We start from the raw sequence: 12,155 nt of genomic DNA, 5'->3' as shown, positions 1-12,155 counted from the left end.
CGGGCGACCGTGACGCGTTAGCGTCTGCCTGGGGAGAGGAGGTTCCCATGCCTCGACGGCGAGGCACGCCGCCCGTCTCCGACGCGGGGGTCCTCGACTGCCCGGACGCCTACGTGCGCGGGGTCCCCTACGACAGGCTCGAACGGCTCCGGACGCGGACGCCGGTGGTGTGGCTGGACGGGCGCACCGCGGGACGGCCGGGCGCCTGGGCCGTGCTGCGCCACCGCGACGTCCGGCATGCCCTCGCGCACCCGGAGACGTTCTCCCCGCAGGTGGACGGCGTCGTGCACGGCCCACTGAGCGGGGACGAGCCGTCGGGCGAGGACGAGCTGATCGACATGGACCCTCCCGTGGAGGCGATGCTCGCGCGGATCCCGACGCGGGAGAGAGTCGACTTCGTCCGGGAGGTCGCCCGTGACCTCCCGGAGACGCTGCGCAACACCCTCGCCGGCGGCCTGCACGCCCTGCTGCGCCACCCCGCCGAGTACGTCCGGCTCCGCGACGGACGGCGGGACGAGCGGCTCCTCGACAGCGCGGTCGAGGAGATGCTGCGCTGGTGGACGCCAGTGCTGCACGTCCGGCGCACCGTGCAGCGCGGCACGGTCGTCGGCGACGTGCCGCTGCTCGCGGGCGAGGAGGTCATGCTGTGGCTGGTGTCCGCGAACCACGATGACGAGGTGTTCCCCGAGCCGGGGCGCTTCGTCCCCGACCGGTTCCTGCGGGACGCCCCGCCCCATCTGTGCTTCGGGTTCGGGCACCGGGCCTGCCTTGGCGCGCGGCTCGCGCGGGTGCATCTGCGCGCCCTGCTCGCCGCGCTGGTCGAACGGCCCGGCCTGCCGCGGCCGGCGGGCGAGCCGGTGATGCTGCGGTCGAGCGCCCGGCACGGCTTCGCGCATCTGCCCCTCCGCTGGGACCGCTGAACTTTTTCCGCCCCTCGGTCGTAGTAGATGCGTGGGACTCACGAGCGCGGGGACGCTGAGCCTGCTCTTCCTGCTGGCCCTCGGCTGCATGGCCGCGACCGTGCGGGCCTGGCCGCGTGCCGCGGCCCCTGGCGCCCGGGCCGTGGGGGCCCGCGCGCTGATGCTCGCGGGCTGCCAGTTATCCGTCCTGCTCACGCTGGTCGCGGCCCTGAACGCGCACTACCTGTTCTACGGGTCGTGGACGGACCTGCTGAGCGCCGCCGGCGGAGGCGCCCAGGAGCACCGGCCGAACGGGGGGAACGCGGCCGCCGCGACGAGGGTCGTGCGGACGGTGCAGGCGGGCCTCGACCCCGGACCGCGCGCCGAGCACGTCCCGGCGAAGGACGGCCAGGTCGAGCGCCTCGACATCCGCGGCGTCCGGACGGGACTGGCGTCGCAGGCGTACGTGTACCTGCCGCCGCAGTACTTCCAGCGCGCCTACGCCGCCCGCCGCTTCCCGGTCGTGATCCTGCTGGCCGGGTACCCGGCGGCGGACCGGCTCGTGTGGATCCGCCAGGGGCACGTCCCCGAGGACGCCGCGCGGGCGCAGGCGCGGGGCCTGATCCAGCCGATGATCTACGTGATGATGCGGCCGACCGTCGTGCGGGGCTGGGACACCGAGTGCGCCGACGTGCCCGGCGGTCCGCAGGTCGAGACGTTCTTCGCGCAGGACGTCCCCGAGGCGGTCGCCGAGACCTACCGCGTGCCGCCGGACCGGAGCGGCTGGGCGCTCGCCGGGTACTCCACCGGCGGGTTCTGCGCCGCGAAGCTGGCGATGCGGCACTCCGACCGGTTCTCCGCCGCCGTCAGCATGGCCGGGCACTTCGACGCGCTGATGGACCCGACGACCCGCGACCTGTACGGCGGGAGCAGGGCCGTGCGGCAGAGCGACGACCTCGTCTGGCGTCTGCGGCGCCTTCCCGCGCCGCCGGTGTCGATCCTGGTGGCGTCGGCGGACACCGGCGAGAAGACGTTCCCGTCGGCGCAGCGGTTCATGCGGGCCGCGCGCCCTCCGCTGGTCGTGGACAAGGTGCTGCTGCGCAGCGGCGGCCACAACTTCAAGACGTTCCGCAAGTACATCCCGCCGTCCATCAGGTGGCTGAGCGCACGGCTGCGGGGAGGGTGACATGGAACCGGTGAGCGCGGCTCTCATCGGGCCTGTGTGCCTGCTGGCGCTGGGCTGCGCGGTGGCGGCCGTCGTCCTGTGGCGGCGGCTCGCGGGGACGGGCGTGCGGGCCGTGCTGGCGCGCTCCGGGCTCCTGCTGGCCACACAGGCCGCGCTCACCGCGTCGATCCTGCTGCTGGCCAACCGGTACTTCGTGTTCTACGCGACGTGGAACGACCTGCTCGGCAACGATCCCGCGCGCCTCCGGGTCGAGCACGTCCAGCCGCAGCGCGCGGCGGGACGCCTCGTGGAGCGCACCGTGACCGGCCTCGGCCCGAAGCGGGCGGGGCACAGGGCCGACCCCGCGAAGGACGGGCGGGTCGACCGCCTGACCGTCCACGGCGCGCGGAGCGGCCTGGACGCCGAGGCCTACGTCTACCTCCCGCCGCAGTACTTCCAACGGGCCGGGCGGCTGCCCGTGGTGGTCCTCATGGGGGACGGCGCGCCCGCGGACCGGCTCCGGGACGCCGGCCTGCTCCGGGCCGCCGGGAGGACGCGGCCGATGGTGTACGCGATGGTGCGGCTCCGCGGCGCCGCCGACTGCGTGGACGTGCCGGGGCGTCACGCCACGCTCGGCGAGACCTACCTCTCGCAGGACCTTCCGGAGGCCCTGGCCACGCAGTACCGGGTGACGGAGGCCCGCGAGGGGTGGGGTCTGGCGGGGACGGGCGACGGCGGATGGTGCGCGGCGCGGCTCGCCATGGTGCGCTCCGACCGGTTCGCCGCCGCCGCGAACGTCGGCGGCCGGTTCGGCGCACCGGCGGGCGACCTCTACGGCGGGAGCGAGCGCTACCGGCTCGGCGACGACCTGCTGTGGCGGCTCCAGAACGTCCCGCCGCCCCCGGTGTCGATCCTGGTCGGGGCGGCAAGGGGCGACGAGCAGGCCCGGCGGTTCGCCGCGCTGGCGCGCCCGCCGATGCGCGTCGAGACGTTTCCAGGCGAAGGTCCCTCCGCGCTTCCGTCCGTCCTGACGTGGCTGGGGGCGCGGCTCCGGATACCTCCCGCGGAGTAGGGGCGCTGACTCCTCAGGGCCGACGTGGCCTCGCACACCCATGACTTAACGTGCAGGAATGAGCACTTCGCCGCCGCGCTGGCCGCGGCCCGCCGCGTGGCCGGTGTGGGTCGTCCCGCTGCTGGTCGCGTTCCTCCAGGTGGGCGGGTCGCTGGGCGCGCAGGGCGAGCGGCCGCCGGGAGGGCGGACCGGCGGACCGCCGTGGGAGCACGGGAGCGAGTCCATCGGGCACACCGACCTGGACGCGCTCGGCTTCGCACTGCTCCTCGCCGGACCGGTCCTGCTGCTGTTCCGGCGCCGGCACCCGGTGTTCACGGTGTGCTCCACCGCGGCGGTGACCGCCCTGTACTTCCTGCGCGCCTACACCTACGGCCCGGCGCCGCTGGCCCTGGCCGTCGCGATGCTGGCGGCCGTCACCGCCGGGCACCGGCTGCTGGTCTGGGCGGGGACGGGCGTCGGCCTCGCCGCGTTCTTCTCCCTCACCGCGCTGATCGGCGTCCCGGCCGCCGAGCGCGGTCAGGGCGGCCCGTTCCCGGTCGAGGAGCCGACGCTCGGCGGGTCGGGCTTCGTGGTCGGCTGGGCGCTGGTGGTGCTCGTCACGGCCGAGCTGATCCGGATGAGCCGGCAGCGCGCCGCCGAGACCGCCCGCACGCGCGCCGAGGAGGAGCGCCGCCAGGCCAGTGAGGAGCGGCTGCTGATGGCCCGCGAGCTGCACGACGTGCTCGCGCACAACATCTCCATGATCAACGTGCAGGCGGGCGTGGCGCTGCACCTGATGGACGAGAACCCCGAGCAGGCCCGGACGGCGCTCGCCGCCATCAAGGACGCCAGCAAGGAGGCGCTCACCGAGATGCGCGGGGTGATCGGCGCGCTGCGGGCGCAGGGCGAGACCGCGCCCCGCGCCCCGACCGCCGGGCTGGAGGGGCTGGACGACCTGCTGGCCCGCGCGCGGTCCGCGGGGCTGGACGTCGAGGCCGAGGTCACCGGGGAGCGGCGGCCGCTGCCCGCAGGCGCCGACCTGGCCGCGTTCCGCATCGTCCAGGAGTCGCTGACGAACGTGACCCGCCATGCCGGTCCCGGACCGGTGACGGCGCGGGTCCGCATCGCCTACGGTGAGCACGAGGTCGTGGTGGAGGTCGAGGACGACGGCCGGGGCGTGTCCCTGCTGGACGACCGGCCGGGCGGCAGCGGGATCCGCGGCATGCGCGAGCGGGCCGCCGCGCTCGGCGGCGCGTTCGAGGCCGGTCCGCGGCCCGGCGGCGGCTTCGGCGTGCGGGCGCGGCTGCCGCTGGACGCCGGCCCGGCCGGGCCCGAGGAGGGTGCGCGATGATCAAGGTGCTGCTGGCCGACGACCAGGTGCTGGTGCGGGCCGGGTTCCGGGCGCTGCTGGACGCGCAGCCCGACATCGAGGTCGCCGGGGAGGCGGGCGACGGCGAGGAGGCGGTGGCGCTGGCCCGCCGGCTGCGCCCCGACGTCATCCTGATGGACATCCGCATGCCCGGCCTGGACGGCCTGGAGGCGACCCGGCGGATCGCCTCCGACGAGCGGCTGGACGGCGTGCACATCGTGATCCTCACCACGTTCGAGCTGGACGAGTACGTGTTCGAGGCGCTGCGCGGCGGGGCGAGCGGGTTCCTGGTCAAGGACACCGAGCCGGTGGAGCTGATCCACGCCGTCCGGGCCGTCGCGGACGGGGACGCGCTGCTGTCGCCCGGCGTGACCCGGCGGCTGATCTCCGAGTTCGCCGCGCGGGCCAAGGAGCCGGCGCCCTCGCCGCGGCTGAACGCGCTCACCGAGCGTGAGCGGGAGGTGATGGCGCTGGTCGGCGAGGGACTGTCGAACGAGGAGATCGCGGCCCGGCTCGTGGTGAGCCCCGCGACGGCCAAAACGCACGTCAGCCGTACGATGGTGAAGCTCGGGGCGCGGGACCGGGCGCAGCTCGTGGTGTTCGCCTACGAGTCGGGGCTGGTCAAACCGGGCTGGCTGCCCTAGAAATTTTACTCTGCGGGGATTCACTGTCCTCCCCCGCAGGACCATGACAGGGTGGACGGCGCAGGCCGTCACCGACGTGAGGGAGTCCGGTGCCGCACGACGCGAGGATTCTGGCCGTCGACGACCGCGAGGAGAACCTCACCGCCCTCGCGGCCGTGCTCGACGCGCTGCCGGTGGAGGTCGTGTCGGTCACCTCCGGCCAGGCCGCCCTGAAGGAGCTGCTGAACGACGACTTCGCGCTGATCCTGCTCGATGTCGTGATGCCGGAGATGGACGGGTTCGAGACGGCCGAGCACATCAAGGCCCGGCCGCGCACCCGGGACGTCCCGATCATCTTCCTCACCGCGGGCGGCGGCGCCGGGGAGCAGGCGTTCCGCGGCTACGCGGCGGGCGCGGTCGACTACCTCACCAAGCCGTTCGACCCGTGGCTGCTGCGCGCGAAGGTCTCGGTGTTCGTCGAGCTGCACCGCCGCAACCAGCAGCTCCAGCAGCAGGCCCTGCTGCTGCGCCAGACGCTGGAGGAGGGCGAGGGCGGGGCCTCCCCGGCGGGGTGCGACCGGCTCCTCGCGGCACTGGACCAGCGGGTCGCCCGCATCGAGGCGGACGTCGCCCGGCTGCGGTCCGGCGAGCCCGCCGACGAGCTGGAAGCCCACGTCGCCGACCTGCGGACGGCGCTCGACACGCTGGCCGCGGGCGGCTGAGCGCCCCTCTCGGTCCCTCTCGATCCCTCTCGATCCCCTGTGAGGGCGGGGTTCCCGCGCACGTCAGCAGCTACTTACCGTAGCCGTTCTCGTCCTCACTCCCCTCCAGGGCGCCGACGTCTCCAGAACATGATCTTGCAGGTCAGAGAACTGGAATCTTTTACCTTTGATGATGCTTGTCCGGTTTGTCGCAAGTAAGTACTTGGGGGTAACTTGCACTCTGCGTCACACCAGTGACCCGTGTCACCGCGGTCCCCTCACGGACCACGACCCCCCGGAGGCCCCCATGTCCCCCTCGTCCGACGCCGCGCCCGGCCGCGTCCGCTGGAAGCGGTTCGCCGCGATCGCCGCCCCCGCGGCGGTCGGCGCGGGCGCCCTGGTCTTCATGACCGCGCAGGGCGCGATCGCCTCCTCCTTCGCCGTCTCCGGCGGCAGCTTCAAGGTCAGCGCCGACTCGCTGAGCGGGCAGGGCTTCGTCCAGTACGGCGGGGTCGACGCGGGCAAGGACGGCGCCAAGCACCCCGTGCAGGTCTCCGCCATCAGGTCCGCGCAGATCCGCGACATGTGCCAGTCGGTGAAGGTCGGCCCGTTCACGCTGCGGCTCACCGCCGGCACCGGCGCCAAGCCCGTCGAGGCGAGCGACCTCGTCCTGGACGTGGAGCAGCTCAACGCCGACGCCACGTTCTCCGACATCGAGATCGGCCGGGACGCGAGCACGCTGGACAAGGGCCCGGACGGGGCGAGGGGCCCGGCGGGCATGTTCGGGCAGCAGGCGTCCTCCATCGAGCTCCGAAACGTCAAGCAGGTCGCGTGGGCGACCACCGCCGGGACCTTCAAGCTGAACGACCTCAGCATGAAGCTCGGCGCCGAGTGCTTCTGAGGCCATGACCCTTCCCACCGGACCCCCTCGTCCCGCCCCGCCCGCTCCCCGCGCGCCGCACGGATTCCGCCGCTGGCGGCGGACACGCCCCTTCTGGGGAGGCGTGTTCGCCGTCCTCGGCGGCGTCGAGCTGGTCGCGATCCCGCTGGCCCCGATGCCGCTCATCGTCCACCAGGGCATGGCCGGGGTGGCGAGCTGGCTCATCGGCGCGCTCCTCGTCACCGCGGGCGCGCTGATGTGGTTCCAGCCCGCCCAGCGCAGCTTCTACGGCATCCTCGCGGTGCTGCTGTCCCTGGCGTCGTTCCTCACGTCCAACTTCGGCGGGTTCCTCGTCGGGATGCTGCTGGGCCTGCTCGGCGGCGCCCTCGGCTTCGCCTGGACGCCCGCGCCGGACGGGCCCCGGCCCGCCACGACGCCGCGGGACGGCCGTCAGGGCGCGCACGCGGCGCCGCGCGGCGGGCGGCTGACCGCCCTCGCGATCCCGGCCGTTCTGGGGATCCACCTGCTCGCCCCGTCCCCGTCGCCGTCCTCCCCGGTGGCGGCCTCGGCCACGCCCGCCCCCTCGGCCGCGCCGTCCTCGATCCAGACCGCGTCTCCGAGCCAGACGCCGTCCACGCAGCCCGGCACCAGCGCGCCCCCCGCCCCGAGCGCCGCGCCTTCGCCCAGCGCGACGCCATCGCCCACTGCGACGCCCGCACCGGCCAAGGACGCGGGCACCGGGCCACGCCTCTACACCGACGCCGGGACGCTGCGCGCCGACTCGCTGACGATGTCGGGGCTCAGCTACGACGGCGTCGCGTCCCTCCCCTCGGCGGGCGGGACCGTGAAGGCGCTGAAGTTCAGCATGTCCAAGGCCGTCCTGAAGAACGTCGACCAGACGGCCTCGCACGGCGGCGCCACCGCGCGGACCCGGACCGGCGGCCTGACGCTGACCGGCGACGTCGTCATGTACACGACGAAGATGTCGTCCAAGCTGCTGGGCGTCCCGGTGACCTTCACCCCGGCGGCGCCTCCGCCGCTGACGCCGCCCTACATGGTGATGACCGACGTGGTCTCCGAGCAGCCCGCCGTCACCGCCGTCGGGGCGCAGATCAGCGGCCTCGCCACCGGCTGACCGGGCGCCTCGCCCAGCGCGCCGGCGCCCAGCTTGCCGCGCAGGATGAACGCGCCCAGCAGCACGGCCGCCACCACGAGGACGACCGCGACCGTGACGACCACCACCGTCTTGCGGCGCTCCCCGCCACTTCCGGGACGGTCGTGGACGGGCGGCGGAGGCGGTTGCTGCCAGTTCGCGTACTGCTGCGGCTGCTCCCACGGCGGAGGCGTCTGCGGCGGAAGGCTCGGATGCGGCTGGATGACCGACGGTTGCCGCACCGGCGGGTGCTGCACGGACGGGTGCTGGGACGGGGGCGGCGGCACCCAGTCCGACTCCAGCGGCGTCCGCGGATCCGGCTCCGGAGGTGGGGGAGGGGGCGGCGGCGGATGCGAGGCGCCGCGGTCCTGGAACCGGCCCGGGTCGCGGCGGGTCACCGGCTCGGGTTCGCCGAGGTCGTGGCGCACCGGCTCGCGGCGAACGGCGTCTCCCACGTCCCGGCGTGTGACCGGGTCGAGGTCCTCCGGGTCGAGGACGGTCTCCGAGGCGCGGTCGGGCAGGTAGCGGGCGGCCGGCTCGTCCGTCATCGTCTCGTTCACCCGCGAGGGCAGCGGCGGCACCGGCGGGGACGGCTGCTGGACGGCCACGACCTGGGTGAGCAGGGGCAGCGCCTGCTCCGCCGTCATCCGGCCGAACGGCTCGCGCGCGAGCAGCCCCTCCAGCACCCGGCCGAGCGGCCCCGCGTTCCGCGCGGGCGGCACGGGCTCGGTCAGCGCGGCCTGCAGCGACGACATCGCGTCGGACCGCTCGTACGGGGAGCGGCCCTCCACGGCCGCGTACAGGGTCGCGCCGAGCGCCCACAGGTCGGAGGCGGGGACCGCGCGCTCGCCCTGCACCCGCTCCGGCGCGATGTAGGCGGGCGACCCCATGACCAGGCCCGTCTGGGTGAGGGTCGAGTCGCCCTCCATCTGCGCGATGCCGAAGTCGGTCAGCACGGCCCGTCCCGTGTCGGTGACCAGCACGTTGCTGGGCTTGACGTCGCGGTGCAGGATGCCCTTCTGGTGGGCGTGCTGGAGCGCGCCGAGCATCTGCAGCCCGATGTCGGCGACCCGGCGGTGCTCCATCGGGCCGCGCTCGATGATGTCCTGCAGCGACGGGGCGAGGACCAGCTCCATCACGATCCAGGGCCGGTCCGCCTCCTCGACGACGTCGTGGACGGTCACCACCCCGGAGTGGTTCAGCCGCGCCGACGCGCGGGCCTCGCGGAACGTCCGCTCGTAGAGGACGGCGCGCTCGGACTCGCTCAGCCCGGGCGGGAGCACGACCTCCTTCACCGCGACCTCGCGGTCCAGCATGGTGTCGAAGGCGCGCCACACGGTGCCCATGCCGCCGCGGCCGACCACCGAGTCGAGCCGGTAGCGGTTACCGAGCAGACGTGCCTGTGCCATCTCTAGAAGGTCCCCCCACTGGTCATCCCACCCCGGAGGGCTGGAACGTGTCGAGGACATTGTTCACGAGTGTCTCGTTCTCGTTCCACTGGGAGGTGGGTACCGCCACCACGATGGCGAACGGCCGGCCGTCCACCATCACGCCGCGGTCCTTCGCGCGCGTGCCGCCCGAGCGGGACCAGCTGAACTCGATGTCGGCCGCCGGACGCCCGGCGACGGTCGTGCGGGTGATCTCTCCGATGCGCTGGAAGCCCTGGAGCTTGCCGTCGGCGATGGCCTCCCGCTCCCAGGTGACCCAGTGCTCGTAGGGGTCGCCGGACCACACCGTCCGGTCGACCTGCACGTAGGCGCTGGACGCGGGGTCGGTCCAGACGACGCTGTTGCCCTGCACCGAACGCCGCCACCCGAGCGGGACCGCGATCGTGAAGCCGCGCTCGCGCGCGGGGACGAGCCCCGCGGGAATCGGCCGCCTGCTCGCACTCGGCGAGGGCGCCGGGTCGTCCGAGGCCACGGTCGGCGTGCTCCCCGTGGCCGGCGTCTCCTGCCCGGCGGCCTGCGGCGGCTGCGACCGTTCCGGTCCGCCGTCCGAGGAGTTCTTCGGCCAGAAGGCGAACCCGGCGATCGCCAGGACCGCCGCCGCCACGACGACGCCGGCGAGGACGGGCACGACCGGGGACTTCCCGCGCGCCGGGGCGGCGGGCGCTCCCTGCGTCCACTGCGTGGACGTTCCGTGCGGAAAGTGCTCCGTCGATTCGGGCGGGACGGGCACCGGAATGGACGGCTGCGCGAGCGACTGCGACGGTGCCGCCTGCGATGGTGCCGCCTGCGACCCGCCGGACGGGAGCGTCGCGGTCCAGGTGGCGCCGGCGGCCGCGGCCGCCGCCTCGTTCGCGGCGATCTGCGCGGCGGCCGCGTCCGCGGCGTGCCCGGAGGCGACCGCCTTCAGCGCCGCCTCGGCCCGGTCCCCGGTCATCCGCCGCACCGGGTCGCGCTCCAGCAGCCCGGTGAGGACGGGCGCCAGCGGCCCCGCGTTCTTCGGCGGCGGGACGTCCTGCGTCATCACGGCGGCGAGGACCGCCATCGCGTCGCTGCGGTGGTGCGGCGCCTTGCCCTCCGTCGCCGCGTACAGGGTGGCGCCGAGCGCCCACAGGTCGGACGCGGGGATCGCCGGGTCGCCGTTCACCCGCTCCGGCGACATGTACGCGGGCGACCCCATGATCAGCCCGGTGCCGGTGAGGGTGGCGTCGCCCGCCACCTGGGCGATGCCGAAGTCGGTGAGCACGGCCCGGTCGTCGCCGGTGACCAGCACGTTCGCCGGCTTGACGTCGCGGTGCAGGACGCCGATCGCGTGCGCCGCCCGCAGCGCCCCCGCGATCTGCGCGCCGATGGTCGCGACCCGCCCGGGCGGCAGCGGCCCGTCCTCCTCCACGACCTCCTGGAGGGAGCGGGCGCGCACCAGCTCCATGACGATCCACGGCCGGCCGTCCTCGTCGACGACGTCGTGCACGGTCACGACGCCCGGGTGGTTCAGCCTGGCCGAGGCGCGGGCCTCGCGCAGCGTGCGGCGGTGCCGGTTCTCGCGCTCCTCGTCGCTCAGGCCCGCGGGCAGCACGACCTCCTTGACCGCGACCTCGCGGTCGAGGGTCTCGTCGGAGGCGCGCCACACGGTGCCCATGCCGCCGCGCCCGACGACCGATTCGAGCCGGTACCGACCGGCCAGCAGCCGCCCCTCCATCAGGCGTCCGCGGGCTTGAAGAACCGGTAGACCGGCTGGAGTTCGGAGTACACCTCGTCCCAGTCGCCGTCAGGGGCCCGCAGCAGGATCGCGTAGCCGTGCCCCTTCGTCACGAACCCGCGGTTGAGGATGTGCACCCGGCCTCCGTCGCCGTCGTAGGTGAACTCCCAGTCCGCCGACTTGTCGCCGTTCCCGGTGTCGGGCACCGGCGGGTGGTCGCCGGTCGCGGCGATCCTGAGCTTCTTGTAGCCGGGCCAGCCGGAGCCGCCCCGCTCCTGCCGCCGCCAGTCGTCGATCGCGCTCGGGCCGGGGTCGTCGGTCTGGTCGATCTGGATGTAGGTCTTGCGTCCGGGCGCGTAGAAGAAGTCGCCGCCGTTCTTGCGCTCGGGTCCCTTCCAGCCCTCGGGGACGGGAACGGAGTAGCCGCTGCGGTCCTTGTGCGTCCTGAACCCGGCGGGAAGGGCCGGGCTCGGGTTCTTCGACTTGACCGGGGAGGACGAGGACGCCCTCCCCGTGGCTGGCGGCGTCGAGGCGCTCTTCTTCGCGCCCTTCCCCTCGTCGTCGCCGCCGTTGCTGGCCAGCGCGATCCCCGCGATGACCAGGATGACGAGGAGCACCACCCCCGCGATGATCAGCACGTTGCGGTTGGACGCCAGCGCCGGCCGTCCGGTGGAGGGGTGGTGGGTCGTCGGCGGGAAGTGCGTGTCCGGGCCGGGCTCGGGCCCCCGGCTCGGGACCGTGACCCGTCCGGCGGGCTGGGTACGGGGCCCCGGCCGCCAGGAGCTGACCCTGTCGGGGTCGGGCGCGGTCTCGGCGGGGTTCGCGGCCTCGGGCGCGCTCGGCGCCCCCCTCGGCAGGTCGAAGCTGGTGAGCTGGTCGGGCCGGTCGCCGGCGCCGGCCGGGCGGGGCGCCTCGTCGGGGGCCTCCGGCATGGTCGTCTGCGTCCCCGGCGCCTCCTCGACCGGGTACTCGACGGCCATCGTCCGCTGGGTGTCGATGGTCTCCTGCCGGACGATGTCGTCCAGCATCCGGCCGGCCTCGATCGCGTCCATCCGCTGGTCGGGGTTCTTGCGCAGCAGGCCCTCGATGACCGTCTGGCTGGACCTGCTGCACTTCCCCGGCGCCGACCCGATGGTCGCGGTGGACGTCACCCACCTCGGCCCCGCGGAC

The 12,155-nt window shown here is 74.5% G+C and carries 10 protein-coding genes and 1 pseudogene; 8 read left to right on the top strand and 3 right to left on the bottom strand.

Annotated elements, in window-relative coordinates; translation table 11 throughout:
• The first annotated feature begins 47 nt into the window (after positions 1-47).
• The 8 genes from AB0C69_RS09630 (at position 48) to AB0C69_RS09595 (ending at position 7,823) form a co-directional block, all read left to right on the top strand.
• On the top strand, positions 48-920 hold the full coding sequence (locus AB0C69_RS09630; RefSeq protein WP_360351930.1) for a cytochrome P450: 873 nt from the start codon (positions 48-50) through the stop codon (positions 918-920).
• Between the two features lie 31 nt (positions 921-951).
• Positions 952-2,085, top strand: coding sequence for an alpha/beta hydrolase-fold protein (locus tag AB0C69_RS09625; protein WP_360351927.1), 1,134 nt, complete (start codon positions 952-954; stop codon positions 2,083-2,085).
• A 1-nt stretch (position 2,086) separates the two neighbouring features.
• Positions 2,087-3,136: a hypothetical protein gene (locus AB0C69_RS09620; protein WP_360351924.1), complete on the top strand. Its 1,050-nt coding sequence runs from the start codon at positions 2,087-2,089 to the stop codon at positions 3,134-3,136.
• Positions 3,137-3,194: 58 nt separating this feature from the next.
• Entirely contained in the window at positions 3,195-4,466 is a 1,272-nt protein-coding gene (locus AB0C69_RS09615; RefSeq protein ID WP_360351921.1) for a sensor histidine kinase, read from the top strand.
• The gene (locus AB0C69_RS09610; RefSeq protein WP_185027840.1) at positions 4,463-5,128 is read left to right on the top strand and encodes a response regulator transcription factor; all 666 of its coding nucleotides are present in this window, start codon (positions 4,463-4,465) and stop codon (positions 5,126-5,128) included. The genes AB0C69_RS09615 and AB0C69_RS09610 overlap by 4 nt, the downstream gene beginning before the upstream one ends.
• 89 nt (positions 5,129-5,217) lie before the next feature.
• Positions 5,218-5,829: a response regulator gene (locus AB0C69_RS09605; RefSeq protein WP_345181641.1), complete on the top strand. Its 612-nt coding sequence runs from the start codon at positions 5,218-5,220 to the stop codon at positions 5,827-5,829.
• 286 nt (positions 5,830-6,115) lie between these two features.
• Positions 6,116-6,709 carry a DUF6230 family protein gene (locus AB0C69_RS09600; RefSeq protein WP_360351916.1) on the top strand — a complete coding sequence of 198 codons (594 nt, stop codon included), beginning with the start codon at positions 6,116-6,118 and terminating at the stop codon, positions 6,707-6,709.
• 4 nt (positions 6,710-6,713) lie between these two features.
• Entirely contained in the window at positions 6,714-7,823 is a 1,110-nt protein-coding gene (locus AB0C69_RS09595) for a DUF6114 domain-containing protein (RefSeq protein ID WP_360351913.1), read from the top strand.
• On the opposite strand, the gene AB0C69_RS09590 is transcribed toward AB0C69_RS09595, so the two are convergent.
• From AB0C69_RS09590 to AB0C69_RS09580, 3 genes and pseudogenes are all read right to left on the bottom strand, one after another.
• On the bottom strand, positions 7,739-9,250 hold the full coding sequence (locus AB0C69_RS09590) for a serine/threonine-protein kinase (RefSeq protein ID WP_360351910.1): 1,512 nt from the start codon (positions 9,248-9,250) through the stop codon (positions 7,739-7,741). The genes AB0C69_RS09595 and AB0C69_RS09590 overlap by 85 nt on opposite strands.
• Positions 9,251-9,272: 22 nt before the next feature.
• On the bottom strand, positions 9,273-10,985 hold the full coding sequence (locus AB0C69_RS09585; RefSeq protein ID WP_360351907.1) for a protein kinase: 1,713 nt from the start codon (positions 10,983-10,985) through the stop codon (positions 9,273-9,275).
• A pseudogene (locus AB0C69_RS09580) lies at positions 10,985-12,155 on the bottom strand (hypothetical protein); the annotation flags it as partial. The pseudogene AB0C69_RS09580 and the gene AB0C69_RS09585, both read right to left, overlap by 1 nt.

The sequence above is a fragment of the Actinomadura sp. NPDC048032 genome (genome assembly GCF_040653175.1).
GTDB lineage: Bacteria > Actinomycetota > Actinomycetes > Streptosporangiales > Streptosporangiaceae > Spirillospora > Spirillospora verrucosospora.
Note: the sequence above shows the minus strand (reverse complement) of the source record. Positions and strands in the feature narration are given on the sequence as shown.